At 31.6% G+C, this 13953-nt stretch carries 14 protein-coding genes and 1 tRNA gene; 3 read left to right on the top strand and 12 right to left on the bottom strand.

Annotated features, from left to right (window positions below):
• Nucleotides 1-32: 32 nt before the first annotated feature.
• The 5 genes from ABRY23_03045 to ABRY23_03025 form a co-directional block, all read right to left on the bottom strand.
• Nucleotides 33-1055 (bottom strand): efflux RND transporter periplasmic adaptor subunit, encoded by a 1023-nt coding sequence (locus tag ABRY23_03045; GenBank protein ID MFA3782024.1) that lies wholly within the window; start codon nucleotides 1053-1055, stop codon nucleotides 33-35.
• Nucleotide 1056: 1 nt separating this feature from the next.
• Nucleotides 1057-2322 (bottom strand): TolC family protein, encoded by a 1266-nt coding sequence (locus ABRY23_03040; protein ID MFA3782023.1) that lies wholly within the window; start codon nucleotides 2320-2322, stop codon nucleotides 1057-1059.
• Nucleotides 2323-2379: 57 nt separating this feature from the next.
• Complete coding sequence (locus ABRY23_03035) at nucleotides 2380-3648, bottom strand: sensor histidine kinase (GenBank protein MFA3782022.1); 1269 nt, start codon at nucleotides 3646-3648, stop codon at nucleotides 2380-2382.
• On the bottom strand, nucleotides 3645-4322 hold the full coding sequence (locus ABRY23_03030) for a response regulator transcription factor (protein MFA3782021.1): 678 nt from the start codon (nucleotides 4320-4322) through the stop codon (nucleotides 3645-3647). Before ABRY23_03030 ends, ABRY23_03035 begins: the two co-directional genes overlap by 4 nt.
• A gap of 480 nt (nucleotides 4323-4802) precedes the next feature.
• Nucleotides 4803-4876, bottom strand: a tRNA-Arg gene (locus ABRY23_03025).
• Between the two features lie 1307 nt (nucleotides 4877-6183).
• On the opposite strand from ABRY23_03025, the gene ABRY23_03020 reads away from it, so the two are divergent.
• From ABRY23_03020 to ABRY23_03010, 3 genes are read left to right on the top strand one after another with little or no spacing between them, the layout of a single operon-like run.
• Nucleotides 6184-6876: a Crp/Fnr family transcriptional regulator gene (locus tag ABRY23_03020; protein ID MFA3782020.1), complete on the top strand. Its 693-nt coding sequence runs from the start codon at nucleotides 6184-6186 to the stop codon at nucleotides 6874-6876.
• Nucleotides 6877-6936: 60 nt separating this feature from the next.
• The gene (locus tag ABRY23_03015; GenBank protein ID MFA3782019.1) at nucleotides 6937-7167 is read left to right on the top strand and encodes a thioredoxin family protein; all 231 of its coding nucleotides are present in this window, start codon (nucleotides 6937-6939) and stop codon (nucleotides 7165-7167) included.
• A gap of 1 nt (nucleotide 7168) precedes the next feature.
• The gene (locus tag ABRY23_03010) at nucleotides 7169-7726 is read left to right on the top strand and encodes a peroxidase-related enzyme (protein ID MFA3782018.1); all 558 of its coding nucleotides are present in this window, start codon (nucleotides 7169-7171) and stop codon (nucleotides 7724-7726) included.
• A 32-nt stretch (nucleotides 7727-7758) separates the two neighbouring features.
• On the opposite strand, the gene ABRY23_03005 is transcribed toward ABRY23_03010, so the two are convergent.
• The 7 genes from ABRY23_03005 to ABRY23_02975 form a co-directional block, all read right to left on the bottom strand.
• On the bottom strand, nucleotides 7759-9312 hold the full coding sequence (locus tag ABRY23_03005) for an ATP-binding protein (protein ID MFA3782017.1): 1554 nt from the start codon (nucleotides 9310-9312) through the stop codon (nucleotides 7759-7761).
• A complete protein-coding gene (locus ABRY23_03000) occupies nucleotides 9309-9935 on the bottom strand; it encodes a peroxiredoxin-like family protein (GenBank protein ID MFA3782016.1) in 627 nt (208 codons plus the stop codon). Before ABRY23_03000 ends, ABRY23_03005 begins: the two co-directional genes overlap by 4 nt.
• A 122-nt stretch (nucleotides 9936-10057) precedes the next feature.
• The gene (locus tag ABRY23_02995; GenBank protein ID MFA3782015.1) at nucleotides 10058-11125 is read right to left on the bottom strand and encodes a DUF3179 domain-containing protein; all 1068 of its coding nucleotides are present in this window, start codon (nucleotides 11123-11125) and stop codon (nucleotides 10058-10060) included.
• Nucleotides 11126-11145: 20 nt separating this feature from the next.
• Nucleotides 11146-12051, bottom strand: coding sequence for a hypothetical protein (locus ABRY23_02990; protein MFA3782014.1), 906 nt, complete (start codon nucleotides 12049-12051; stop codon nucleotides 11146-11148).
• A 66-nt stretch (nucleotides 12052-12117) separates the two neighbouring features.
• A complete protein-coding gene (locus ABRY23_02985) occupies nucleotides 12118-12780 on the bottom strand; it encodes a hypothetical protein (protein ID MFA3782013.1) in 663 nt (220 codons plus the stop codon).
• A complete protein-coding gene (locus ABRY23_02980; GenBank protein MFA3782012.1) occupies nucleotides 12780-13124 on the bottom strand; it encodes a hypothetical protein in 345 nt (114 codons plus the stop codon). The genes ABRY23_02985 and ABRY23_02980 overlap by 1 nt, the downstream gene beginning before the upstream one ends.
• Nucleotides 13125-13161: 37 nt before the next feature.
• On the bottom strand, nucleotides 13162-13911 hold the full coding sequence (locus ABRY23_02975) for a YceI family protein (protein ID MFA3782011.1): 750 nt from the start codon (nucleotides 13909-13911) through the stop codon (nucleotides 13162-13164).
• Nucleotides 13912-13953: the final 42 nt, after the last annotated feature.

Below are 13953 nucleotides of genomic sequence, written 5' to 3'. Positions count from 1 at the left end.
TGGATTGCTTCGGGCTATCGCCCTCGCAATAACTATTTCACAATCACCTTTGCGGTATCCGGCAGTCCATAAGCACCATCAATTATAATTTTATCTGTTAATGATAATTTGGGATTAATAATTTGTACCAGACTATCATTCTCAATCCCTTTTATAATTTTTGTCCTAACTGCAGTTGAATCGTTTATCATTTTCATTATCCAAAAATTTGTAAGGGTTTCATTGGTTTGGATTGCTGATTTTGGCAACACAACTGCATTTTTTATAACATTAATAGAAATCTTTACTTCGAGATTAAGATTTTCTGGGATAATATTTCCATCGTTAAAATCAATCAAAAAGGTTTGAGTTTGTGATACAGGATCAACACTTGGCAATGACTTGGCAATAATTCCTTCTACTTTCTTGCCATTTGGAAAAATTAAAATGCAACTTGACTTAAGCTTAATTTTAGAAATATGCTGATATGGGACATTTAATAACACAGCAAGAGAATTTGGATTTGAAATTACAGCCAGCTGTTCACCATCGGAAACAAAATCACCAACATTGTAATTTAGTTCTGTTAAAATTCCGCTTGTTTTTGATTTGATATTTACTATGCCGCTAAAGACTTCGTCACTTAATTTCACTCTTAGACTATCTGTTGCATAAGCTTCTTTGGTGATTATTTGAAAAACTACATCACCAGCTTTTATATAATCACCAATATTCTTGTATACTTTCTGAATGAAACCTTGAAATGTTGAACGCACAATTTCTTTTTTCAGAAAAACAGTATTTGCATTAAAACTCATATATTCAGTTAGGGATGCTTTAGATGGATTTGCAACTTTTACTGGTGTGCCTAATATCTCTGTCTGTGTTGTTTTTGTATCGCTTGAACAGGAAACAATAAATATTAAAAGGATGAGCAATGTAATTAACAACAAAAAGTTTTGAGATTGCTTCGGGTTTCGCCTTTGCAATGACAGTCCTGTATTATTATTATGAGCCTGCCAAAAGGTAAGGCTGGCGAAGCGAAATAATCTGCTTCTTAAAATTGATTTTCTCATTTCAATAATTCCAGTAATTATAATTGTTGATTTCAAGTTGATAATTTATTTCTGCAACTATCTTGTTTTTCTTAAGGTCTGTAAAGTTTTTAAGTATTGTCAGATATTCAATCATAGAAAGTTGTCCCTGTCTTAATTCCTGTTCTGATATTTTTATAATCGTATTATAACTTTCGATTTGTTTGGAAAGGTTTTCCAAGTTGTTCTTTAGGCTCTCAATTTTCTTTAACGCTGAGCTTTTCTGATTGTCAAGAAGAATTGCGAAATTCGATTTGTAATTATTTATCGTTTCTATAGAAACTCTTACTTGCTGCCGAGTAATCGATCGTTGATTGCCGTCATAAATCGGAAGTGAAAAATTTATTCCCGCACTCAATCCAAATTTTCTTTGAATATTAGTTAACTCAACTGCATTTAGCCCAGTATTGAAAAACAATGAAACTTGTGGCTGATATCTTGTTTCGAAAACTCTTTGCTGATTTTCAACTGCAAGGCTATCTAATTCAAATTTTTTAAGGACAGCAGAACTTAATTTTTTACTTTGAAGCATGAGTGAAACCGGCTCCAATTCGACAACACTGCTGTCTTTAATTCCACATAATGAATTTAATTCAAACAAATTAGAAAGGAATTGTGAGTAATAATCATTTATGGAAATTTTTTGATTCTCAAGTTCTACAGATAACAGTAGGTAATCTGATTGCTTTGCCATTCCACTTTCAACAAGTTCGCCAAGAATCTTTAATTGGTTGGTTAAATAAGTGATTAATTCATTTGACATTTTATATAGCTGGAAGGATGAATATGTTTGAAGGTACTGGTCAGTAACTTGTTTACGCAAATCTCTTTTTAATAACTCAATATTATTTTCTGCAGTTATTGCTGAAATCATTCTTTGTCTTTCAAGAGCATTGAGCAAAGCACCGTTAAAAATATTTTTCTCGATATTAAATTGAGCTGAATACAATCCGCCGTTAGTTATTCCTATATCATAGCCAATTGCATTTACATCAGGGTTTGTTGATAAAATTCCACCTTTGTTGTTAAAGTAGGGAACGAAGAGATAATTGGCTGACATATACATTTGGAATCCGGAATTTTGTGCGTAATCCAGTTCCCTCTGCAAGTTGTTAATATTTAGTTGAGCCTTTTGTTCTTTAATTGCTGGATTGTTCCGGTAAGCTGAGTTGATATAAGATTCTAAATTATGTTGTGCAAAGAGATTCATTGATGATAAAAATATTAATAGAATTGTTCTGACTTTCATTTGTTTTACCAATAGAATTATTTATGAATCTTTTGTATTGTTTTAGATTACATCAGATTATCGTTCTTGCAATGAAAATTTTGTCTTATTGAACTCAACCATCACGCTATAAAAGTTATCAGAAAATTGGTTCGTGATCACAAATCCATACAAATCGCAAATCTTTTTTGCGATTGTCAATCCTAGTCCCACAGAATCTGAATTGTTGCTTTTGTAAAATCTATCAAAAAATTTTGCTGGAATTTTATCTTTGATTTCAGTTGTATTTGAAACTGTCAATTTATTATTGCTTAATTGAATAATTAATTTACCTTTATGGTGATTGTGTTTAATCGCATTTGATATCAGATTGCTTAGTAAAATATTTATTAAAGATTGGTCAGCAATTAAGTTTGTATTTTTGTCTAATGTTACATCAAGCATTAGTTCTTTCGATTCAATAAAATCAGTATTGTCCTTTAATGCTGAATTTATTTCATCGGAAAGATTAAGACAATTTTCTTCAAATAATTCTTTGTGCTCGAGTTTATTTAACAATAAGAGTGACTTACTAATTTTTTCCAGCTTATTTAAGTTCTTTAATATTGTCTCAAGTAAGTGATAATCATTTTCGCTTAGTAAACTGTTTTGAATTAAAAGCTCAAGTTTGGATTTTATTACAGACACTGGTGTTTGCAGCTCGTGATTTGTTTCCTCAGAAAATTCTTTTAAACTGCGATATTCGTTGATTGCTTTTTCAGAGAGAAAAGAAATTGATTCGTTTAGTTTTTTAAATTCTTCAATGTCAGATTTTTTTAGTACAATAGGTGAATTTTCTTTTACTGAAAAAGTTTCAATCCTTTTGAGAGAATCGTAAAAATCTTTAAAGATTTTCTGGGATAAAGTCTTGTTCATAAAAAACAAGATTATTACAAATAACGAAAAGGCTAAAAGGGTAATAGTTAAAATGGAAGTAAGAATATCTTCTTTTTCAATTAAAGAGGTGCGTACAATTATTTTATAATTCTTCCCATTGATGCTTGCGAATGAAGTTAATTGTCTGAATGGCTCAGTTTCATTTTCCTCTTTATTAAAAATTTGGACATCGCTAAAACCCATTGCATCTTCAGAAGTATTAATTGAATCAACCTGAACAAAAGGATAGAAGCTGGTTTGTTTGCCGTTTTTTATTTCGCGAACTACTTCGTCATATATCTTAGATAATTGCTCGTCAATTTCTTTTTCTACTGCTTTCCCCAATAGTAAATAAATTCCTAAAGAGATAACTACAAAAATCATAAGAGAACTAGCAAGAAAATAAACACTTATTTTATTTATCAATTTCATTTTAATGTAAACTTATATCCGATTCCATAAACAGATTTGATGTAATCATTCGCACCTTGCTCTATAAGCTTTTTGCGAAGGTTTTTAATGTGTGTGTAAACAAAATCAAAATTATCAAAAGCATTTGCATCATCTCCCCAGATGTGTTCAACGATTGATTCTTTTGTTAGAACCCTTTCCTTATTGCTAACAAAAAACAAAAGAATATCGTACTCTCTTTTAGTTAACTCAACATTTTTATTGTTTACAGAAACTGTTCTTGTTTCAGTATCAATTGAAATTTCATTTATAACTACTTTGTTGTTTCCATCAAAAAATCTTCTTCTTAAAACTGATTTTATTCTTGCATTTAATTCTGCAAGATGAAATGGCTTAGTAATATAATCATCCGCACCAAGTTCTAGTCCTGTTAGTTTATCGTCAATGGTATTTTTGGCAGTAATAATTATTATGCCGCACTTAGGCTGGATTTCCTTAAACTTTGTAACCAAATTTAAGCCAGAGCCACCAGGTAACATAATATCAATCAATGCACAGTCGTATTCGTAAAGGTTAATTTTTTCGTAAGCGTCTGCATAATTATGTACAGCGTCAATAACAAATTCTTCTCTGCATAAAAAATCTACAATTGATTTGGCAAGGTCCTTTTCGTCTTCGATTAATAAAATCTTCATACCTTAAGCTAAATTAAAAATCTGAAGAAAGTTTGAAGAATAATGGACAATCATAATTTTATTATTTGACTAATATAAATAACATATCTGTCCAATACATTTTTTATTTCGTCCCTAAATGGACTTAATCTATTTCTTTGTTCTTTATCCTATAAATATTTTGTCCTGAGGGGACAATAAAGCTTTGATTATGCATAAACCAATGTAATCCCTTTAGGGATTATATAGTTATAGAATAAATAAATATCAAACTGAAGTTAAAAGTCCCGTAGGGACGAGATAGGGATTGATTTACAAGACAAGTAGAATAGTCCAAAATCATGAAGTTTTCTAAATTTATTTGTAATTCATCCCTTCGGAATTTGATTTCAAAATTATTTCTGACAGCAATGATAAATAAAGTAAATAGATATATTTAATTTTAGAAAGGGGAGAGTAGAACAGGTTTATTTGTTAGTCTAAGTGTAAAAGTAACATTTGTACGCCCGGAAGGATTCGAACCCTCAACCCTGTGATCCGAAGTCACATGCTCTATCCAATTGAGCTACGGGCGCATAACAATATGTGAAGAACTTAGAATGTGATCTTCCGCTTTTAGCGGGATGAACTCCGTCAACATGCTTTGCCCAGTTGAACTACAGTCACAAAAATTTTCATGTAAACAAAGACAATAATAGCAATCAAGCAAAAAACGTAAGAACTCGTCCGCCGAAGGCGGATTGAACAACGGTCGCAAAATTGATATAAGAACTACACTAATATACACTAACTTCGATTCAAATTAAAGAAGATGAATATCTTTACTATTACTATTGCCGCATCGAACAAGTTTATTTTGATAAAACCTATTGCGTCCCTCTAAGGGACTTTGAATTCATGAGGTTATAAAAATTCTAAAAATATTCAATCCCTAACGGAATTATGATAATGTTAAAATAACAATTCTCAGAAGCTTTATGGGGCTGTGTAAAAATGTCAACACATGTTACAAAATTCACACTAAATCTCTTGCTACCTTTGTCGACAGTCAGGTTCTAAAAAGAGAAGGATTTTGAAAATAAAGAGAAATCGTATCTTTTCATTGAAAAAGAAGGTCGACAGACTTCGTCGAATTCTGATGACGGTTGGGAGATGAGTTAAGATATTTATCATGGCTTGTCGCAGACAAGTAAAATCCCGAAGGGATGACATTATTATAACATAAACACAATTATTTCCAAATATTGGTATTACAAATTCAGAGTTTAGTGATGTTATTGATTTATGATTTTTTTCTCCTCCTTAACCTAACAGCATTGCCCCTTCGGGGTTTTGTTGGCATATATGGATTTATATTTCCTATAATGATGCCACCCCTTTGGGGTTTTGGTGATGTTTTTATTTTTTACCTCTACAATAATTTCACTCCTTCGTAGTTTTATGTTAATTATTATCCTTCAAATCCTATAGATTTTGTTAGGGGCTGTCTAATGAGAATTCACCACCTTGCAGGAAGTAATTTTTTAATTATATAATCCTGCTTTCCGATGAATTCGTTCAGCAGGCAGGCTATGAAAATCTTCCTATCGGTAGACAGGCCTGCCCGCCGTACAAAGTACTTTGGCAGGCGGGTACGTTAAAACCTGACTGCGCAGACAGGTTTGTGTTGTCGGTGTTCTATTTTTCAACTTGTCCGCCGTATTCTGGCGGAAAATCTTACTTTCTAGACCACACTAAAATATCTATAGACAGATATGGTGCTAAGTATCGATAAGTCCATTGATATAAATTATTTTGGACAGAAATGAAGAAAATATTGTTAATCTTTTTAATGCTTTTAGTTATATTGAATTGTAAAATTCCAAAATAATTGGTTAGTAATATGCCTGAAAAGTCAAGATTATGGTATTTAGAAAATTTTAATCTGTTTAGCAATTTAGATAAGAATAAGATGATTGAATTAAACAAAATGATTACTGATAAAGAAACTAAGGCTAATGAGCCAATTTATTTTGCTGAGGAGCCGTCCCAAAATATTTACTTTCTTAAGACAGGCAGAGTAAAAATTACAAAATATCTCAATGATGGCAGCGAAAAAATATTAACTATAATCAATCCTGGTGAGATTTTTGGAGAAATGGCGTATTTGGATGAGGGACAAAGAACCGACTACGCTGTTACGTTGGAGCCATCTCTTATATGTGCAATTGATAAAAATGACCTTGCGTCATTCATTGAAAAAAATCCCGAATTGAATCTTAGATTAACTAAGATAATTGGACTTAAACTGAGGAGTTTTTCGGAAAGAATAGAAGACCTAATATTTAAAGATTCCAAACAAAGAATAGTTTCGTTTATTATAAGATATGCTGAAAAGTATGGCAAAAAAATAGGTGATCAAATATTTATTAAGCCTTTCTTGAAACATTCAACAATTGGTGAATTGACGGCTTGTTCTCGTCAAACTGTTAACTATTTTCTTACAGAATTAAGAGAGAAAAAAGTTATCGATTTTGATAGAAATAAGCTTATAATTAATAACATTTCTGAGCTGAAAAAATATATTTACAAGTAATTGTCAATAATTTGACAGAAATAATTGTGGGCTTTTGTGATTTTTGCTGTAAAAAAATATATGACATTACGACTAATCATTTCGGATAATTGTGAAGCGTGCAAACGAGCTCAAAGTTTACTCGAACTAATTAAAGCCAATTACCCATTTCTGAATATTGAAACGGTTCACATTAATTCCTTGCGTAATAAAAAGATTTTTATAACGCCAGCGTTGTTAATTGACGATAAATTATTTTCATACGGCGATATAGATAAAAATAGATTGTTAAAAAAAATAAACAAGGTTTAAAGTGCCCTTTATAAGGATAATCGATGAAGCTGAAGCAGAAGGCAAACTAAAAACTGCCTATGAAGAAATAAAATCTTCTCGCGGTAAACTTTCCAACATAATGAAAATTCATAGTTTATTACCCGATACAATGATTAAACACATGGAATTTTATAAATCTATTATGTTTAGTAAGTCGAATTTATCTCGTGAACTGAGAGAAATGATGGCTGTAGTTGTTTCTGTGGCTAACAAATGTGATTATTGTATTAATCATCATGCTGAGGCTCTTAATTTTTATTGGAAGGATAGCAATAAATTACTGCAGTTTATAAATGATTTTCGAAGTATAGATTTTTCTCCCAAAATTAAAATTTTGCTCGATTATGCTTTTAATCTTACGGCAAATCCAAATTCAATTACTCAAGAAACCATTGACAATCTTAAAAAGTTTGATTGGAATGACGAAGATATACTTATGGCAAATTTAATAATTGGCTATTTTAACTTTGTTAATCGCGTAGCGCTTGGGTTAGGGGTTGAATTTACTGAAGATGAAGTAAAAGGCTATAAGTATTGATTAGTCTAAATATTTGTTGTATGGTTTAATTTTTATAATGTTCGAAAAAATTTACTCTTAGGAATATTTATTTCGACAGTAGTTCCTTTGCCTTTTTCACTCTCAATTCTTAATTCAAACTCGCATAAATCGCAGCATTTTTTTGCAATTGCTAACCCAAGTCCATTACCCTCGTAACCTCGTGTTGTGCTCATGTCTTCCTGTCTGAATGGTTTAAATAATTCCGCCATAAACTCTTTTGAAATTCCCTTCCCTCCATCTTTTACAATAACTTTAACTCCATAGTCTGCTTCTTCCATCAAGCAGAAAATTATTTCACCTGAATCAGAAAACTTAACTGCATTATCAGCAATCTGTTTTACGGCTTCTTCCAATAATAATTTGTCGGCTAGTACAACATTAGTAGTTGAAGCACAATCGGTTTTTAACCGAATACCTTTTTTAGCAGCTTCAATTTCAATTTCATTTGCAACGTTATTTATTACGGTAAATAAGTTGACATACTGCAACTTGGTATTATAACTCCCCGAAGCTAATTCACTGTATAATACCATCATTTCAATTGTCCTTATAAGTCTCTGACTCCCAATTTTAACGCTTTCAGCAATATCAATAAATGATTCTAGCTGTCCATCTTGCACTTCCATTTTTAATAGTTCGATATTGCCTAAGATAACATTGAGTGGTGTTCTAATTTCATGTGAGATTAAAGCTAAAAATTCACTTTTCATTTTATCAGAAGATTCGGCCTTTTCTTTGGCATTTTTCAGTTCACTAATTGTGTTAAAGATTTTCTGTTGCTGTTCAAATAATGTTTTTCTTAACATTTCTGCAGCATCTACTAATTCTTTTATTTCGCCGCCAGATTTTATTCTCTTGTTCTCCGAATAATTTCCTGAAGCAATCCTCTGAATTTGATTTTTAACTTTGGTTATTGGAAGTAAAAATACGTTAGACAATATTATACTAATCAATATTGTAATGGGGATTAACGCAATTCTTCCAGCAAATATCTTTTCGTTAATGTTATCAATAATTGATTGTATCTGTTCATATTTTTGGTCTACTTTTACAACTCCCACGACATTATTATTTTTATCCATAATTGGTGCAAGTCCAGAAAGCCAACTGCCGTATTTGTCATAATAAGGCTTAGTGCGAACACATTTTTTGGTGTCATAAACTGATAAAGCAGCAACTGTGCCTTCTTTATTTAATTGCATCAATGAATCTTTTCCATCTTGAATTTTTGTAAGTACTACTCCAAAGGCAAGGCTATTTTTATCAAGAATTGAAATTAAATATTGATTGTTATGCAGTTGTAAATTTTTTTCTGCTAATTTAATTGTTTGGTGGATGTGCTTATAAATTGGAGTTGTTAATGAAGATGAATCGTAAATATTAATTTGAGAAAATTCATTTCCATCGATACTTGCTGCTATTGAGGCAGCAATGCTTTTTAATTTATCTCCCAAAAGTTCTTCTGAAAACTTTTCAATCTTGGGCTTTAGTATTAATAATCCAACTTGAATTATTAGATTAATTAATATCGTTAATATAATTGTAAGTTTTAGCCAGAGTTTCATAAATAATTTTTTGCTATTTCTAAGAGCATCTTTGCTTTTATTCGTTCTTTATAATTTGGATTAACATACTCGAACTTAATAATGCCATTTTCGTCGACAAGAAAAACACTTGGCACGGGCAAAATATGATGCTTTTCGCCGGAACTGGCTTCAAGGTCCATATTAAAATTTTTTAGCTTATTCACATATTCATCGCTTGCTTTAAAAGCAATACCGAAAGCTTTGCATGCAGCGGCTTTGCTGTCGGAGTATAATTCATACTTTAAATTATGCTTTTCAATTGAAGCTTTGAGATTTTCCGGTTTATCCATGCTTATTGCAATTAGTTTATAACCAATTTTTACGAGGTCATCTTCAATTGTTTGTAAATCACTTAAATGCATATTGCAAAATGGGCACCAGCCACCGCGGTAGAATATTATTATTGACTTTTTGTTTTTTGTGATTTCTTTTATTGGAATTTCCTCTCCCGATAAATTGTGAACAGTTACATCTGGAATTTCGCTGCTAATTTTAATTGGACAAACTTCCTCTGCACTGTTTGCAACGTTGTTATTACCCTGAGCCATAATAATCCCGCTTATTATCAAGCATGTTATCGATGCAAAATATTTTATGTTCATCTTAATTCCTTTATTTTGTTTTTATTCTGAATTCTATGCCCAAAAAAATTATAATCTCTTTATTCAAATAGTTTGTTTAACCACTATTTTATTCTCTAATTCATGATTTTGTTAAAACATTTTTATTCAAGCTCAGTGTCGGGATAAAAAGCTGCCCAAGCAAACCAGTATGCAATATATTGAGTTACAGTTTTTAATTTTGCGCCCTCATCTAGACCTTCTATGACATAGCCAAATAAATCGTACTTATTATTAAATTGGTCTTCCATAATTACGGGTAAATTAGAATTGGTAGATTTTAATGTCACTGATTTGCCGTTATTAAGTACAGGCTGATATGCAACGATAAAATTATTTTTTTTACTATCTACTACTACAAAGTTAACATTATTTAGTGTGCTTTGTTTTATAGATATTGAATTTTCAGTATTGTCTGTAAACTTAAAAGCTTTTGCTTTATTATTAATTAGAACACCTAAAACACGTTCTTTTCTAGGTAGTCTCGAATCCTCATGTGAGACTGGAAAAAGCAGCAGGCTGTTATTAGTTTTATAATCGCCGTATGGATAAACTCCATAATTTCTTGAGTATCCTGTATTAAGAGAAACAACCTTAGAGTCCGTGAAGTAATTTTTAATGGTTTTCCAATAAGTCTCAATTATTGGAAAAGTTTGTACAAGTTTACCAATTAATTTGCCATTTACACATTCCAGCTTCATTTGTGACCAGTTACTGTTTGTTGCTCTATCATAAGCAATTAGATTTGTATTATACAGAAGCCCGCTAACGCCAAAAGTTGTTTCTAGATTATTAATTTCACGATTGTATGCAATTCCTGAACCGGTTAATGGACAATAAGTAATTGCATATTTTACAGAATTAATTCCATCATTAATTATTTCATGCCAGTCAAGTATTTTATGAGGGTAGACTCTTAATTCATTATTTATTTTAATAGCTATTACTAAATCTTCATCGTTAAGATAAGTAGCACTTTTATCTGATATAAGTTCAGGGTTTACAAGCGCAGGAATGCCATCTTTGCCAGGTCCGCCGTCATAGATTTCATTTGTTGGGATAAGCCAATTTCCTGAAGGTACATCGTTACCACTCGACCGAAAATCTGTTAATTTATCGCAGCTCGTAAAATATAAAATGAACATAACTGAGTAGATTAATTTGTTCAGCATAACTTTCACCTCACTTTAATTTACAATGTAATCGTATGAAAAAGAGAAATGGTCACTGTGTAAGTAGTTGTTAGTTGAGTACCTATTAGATTTCTGTAGATTGGCAATTGACTCGTAACGCGAGAGGTTAAATTTTCAGAAATCTTGAAGTTTAACCCCGGTATTAAATAGAACCAAGTTCCACCAGTATTGGGAATTTTTTCATCATCGAAAACATCGTTATTAGTATTACGCAGACGGAAGAAGAGAGAAAAATCTAAAAACGTGTCAGTTCTGTAACCAATGCCAGCCGTTATTATTGTTTCATTTCCGAATTTATAGCCAAGTTTTGAATTAGCAAATCTTTTATGTGTAGTATTGATTTTGTATGAAACATTTGCAATAACATTCAAAGGTAAGTAGGGAATAAAACCTTTTGAGTAATATCCCCATATAAGATAATCAAACGAGCCTGAACCAGGTTGCATATCAGCAGGCAGCAAAATCCCTTTATCCAATATATTTGATTTTCCTGTCGGAAGTTTTAATCCAAATCCAATTGCAATATCACTTTGATCAATTATGTCACTGTTTTTAATATTATATTTTAGTAGTAACAGCCAATCACCAATTCCGTTAACAGAGATTTGCTGTGTTGATTGTTGGCTAAAATTTATGGTTCTGTTTTGATTTATAAAAGAGGATAATAATGAAACAGAAATTTTTTTAGAAAACCCATAACTGATTTCTAATAGAAGTGAACGAGTTAGTCTTTCACGGGTATTATCATTTAATCTATTGGTCCCATTATAAACACTTTGCAGCAAGTTATAGTCATAAGTTAAACCAATTCGTAGTAAGTTTTCTGTATTTAAGGACATTTCAAGTGAACCCAACAGAGGTGTACCAGCAGAGCAACACGCCTGCGAGTATAATTTTGTGTTCAAAAAGAAAAACAACAAATTCAACAAAATCATACTATATTGTTTTTTGGCTTTGACCATAGTCAAAAATCACATAATTACTTTTTTAAATGAAAGGATTTCATAATCCCTGTCCTCAAATGGCTCTCTAAAATTTTTATTGACATAATTTTTTATCCATTCGTCTCTTTCATCGAATAAATCAAAAATCTCATTTTGGTATGCCTTGAAGATATAGTTTACAAATTCCACTATTCTTTTATCTGTAAACAAATTTGGATTAACATAAAAAGTCTGAGCAAGTTCTTTTAATTTATCAGATTTTACATATTTATCGCCTGTTACCCAGCGATTTACTGTTGCAAGTCCAATTGGCTCTCCATCTTTATTCATAGAGATTAAAATAAGGTGAACAAGTTCTCCATCATTATCTAAACTAAACGTATGGAAGTGCCCATATTCATTTGGCCTGTGGATATGAAAGAACAATTGACATCCTGTTGTATTATCTCTTATACCCTCATCAGTGGGATAATGCGTGTATGGGTCAAATTTATACTTTCTGCCGTTCATAATTTTTTTTACAATATTTAAGCCTTCTCTGCGAAGGCTCAATATAATTTCGGTAATTTGTTTTAAGAATTTATTAGCAGTAACATTAACGTCAGCTATTATTTTGGCAGCTTTAACTTTTGATTGCAATAAGAGAAAAGCAAATAATGAACTTGTCCTAATAAATTCTCTCCGTTTCATTATTTTACCTTAGATAAAATCATTGAACATACCTGATCGTGCATATTTTTCAAATCTGGGTCAACCTTCGAAAAATTCATTTTTTGGTCGAGTTTTGGTTTGACCTCAGCTAATGCTTCTTTAGTTGGGTTATTAAATTTTTCGCCCATTAGCATTTTCATTTGTATTGTTGCATGATTTTCAACTTCATCTGGACTCAATTCTTTGCCCAGTATTAGAGCGCCTCTTTTTAATGTTTCACCGTGAATTGCAACAAAGCAGCCGAGCAAAGCATCACGAGCTTCAAGAGGAGAAATTTCAGATGCTGTTTGTGCTTTTTCCAATTGTTTTACTGTTTCAGCCATTTTGATATCTCCTTCTTTTAATATCTCTAATTATAACTTACTTTTTCTTAGGTGCACAGGGGTTGCATGGATTATCTTTCTTCATATTCTTTTTAACACCGCAAGGATTGCATTGTGCGTTAGTTTTATTAGGTCCGCAAGTACCACACGGATTACTGCCCGAAGCATTTTTATCGCTTGCAACAAAGTTTGCAGCTACTTTAACTTCATCATTTACTTTGCCAACTACCATATCTGGTATTTTAATCCCGTAATCGGAAAGTTTAATGTTAAATTCAGCATCAGTTACCAGCAGGTTACCTGGCATTTTCGCTTTGGTCTTTTCACTTTCCTTAAAGTATGTTAGAGTACCTGGTACTTCAATATCTCTTGTTACACCATGAACGCTAAACTTACCAACGAAAATACATTTAATTTTTTGTCCATCATTCAAAGACCTTGATGATGGGTTTTTAATTCCTGTCAATTGAAATTCAGCGTAAGGGTATTTTGCTGCGTTCAACCACATTTCACTTCTTAAATGTTCATCCCTAAGTTCAATTCCAGTTTTTATATTGCTTATTACGACTTTTACTTTTCCCAATGGTTTTTGTGTAATATCATTTGGATTGAGCATTACAATTGCATCAAGACCACTTACCAAGCCATTTATTTTTTCAAACGGTGCATCTGATATAAATTGTGCCTGATTGCGGGAATCTTTAGAATCGGCTGTGAATGTTTGTGCAAATAGATTTGCACCAATTAAAAGGGTGAGCAGAATAGCTGTTTTAAGCTTCGTTTTCATTTTATACTCCTTGTTGATTTATTGTTTCATTATTTAATTAAA

It is taken from the genome of Melioribacteraceae bacterium 4301-Me, from assembly GCA_041538185.1.
Classification (GTDB): Bacteria; Bacteroidota; Ignavibacteria; order Ignavibacteriales; family Melioribacteraceae; genus Pyranulibacter; species Pyranulibacter aquaticus.
The sequence above is the reverse complement of the archived record's forward strand: the minus strand, read 5'-3'. Positions and strand labels throughout refer to the sequence as shown.

What these genes read in the sequence shown, in the direction of transcription:
- ABRY23_03015 (MFA3782019.1), top strand. Translation starts at nt 6,937, where the DNA reads ATGACATTACGACTAATCATTTCGGATAATTGTGAAGCGTGCAAACGA.
- ABRY23_02995 (MFA3782015.1), bottom strand. Translation starts at nt 11,125, where the DNA reads ATGCTGAACAAATTAATCTACTCAGTTATGTTCATTTTATATTTTACG.
- ABRY23_03040 (MFA3782023.1), bottom strand. Translation starts at nt 2,322, where the DNA reads ATGAAAGTCAGAACAATTCTATTAATATTTTTATCATCAATGAATCTC.
- ABRY23_03030 (MFA3782021.1), bottom strand. Translation starts at nt 4,322, where the DNA reads ATGAAGATTTTATTAATCGAAGACGAAAAGGACCTTGCCAAATCAATT.
- ABRY23_03035 (MFA3782022.1), bottom strand. Translation starts at nt 3,648, where the DNA reads ATGAAATTGATAAATAAAATAAGTGTTTATTTTCTTGCTAGTTCTCTT.
- ABRY23_03005 (MFA3782017.1), bottom strand. Translation starts at nt 9,312, where the DNA reads ATGAAACTCTGGCTAAAACTTACAATTATATTAACGATATTAATTAAT.
- ABRY23_03045 (MFA3782024.1), bottom strand. Translation starts at nt 1,055, where the DNA reads ATGAGAAAATCAATTTTAAGAAGCAGATTATTTCGCTTCGCCAGCCTT.
- ABRY23_03000 (MFA3782016.1), bottom strand. Translation starts at nt 9,935, where the DNA reads ATGAACATAAAATATTTTGCATCGATAACATGCTTGATAATAAGCGGG.
- ABRY23_02975 (MFA3782011.1), bottom strand. Translation starts at nt 13,911, where the DNA reads ATGAAAACGAAGCTTAAAACAGCTATTCTGCTCACCCTTTTAATTGGT.
- ABRY23_02985 (MFA3782013.1), bottom strand. Translation starts at nt 12,780, where the DNA reads ATGAAACGGAGAGAATTTATTAGGACAAGTTCATTATTTGCTTTTCTC.
- ABRY23_02980 (MFA3782012.1), bottom strand. Translation starts at nt 13,124, where the DNA reads ATGGCTGAAACAGTAAAACAATTGGAAAAAGCACAAACAGCATCTGAA.
- ABRY23_03020 (MFA3782020.1), top strand. Translation starts at nt 6,184, where the DNA reads ATGCCTGAAAAGTCAAGATTATGGTATTTAGAAAATTTTAATCTGTTT.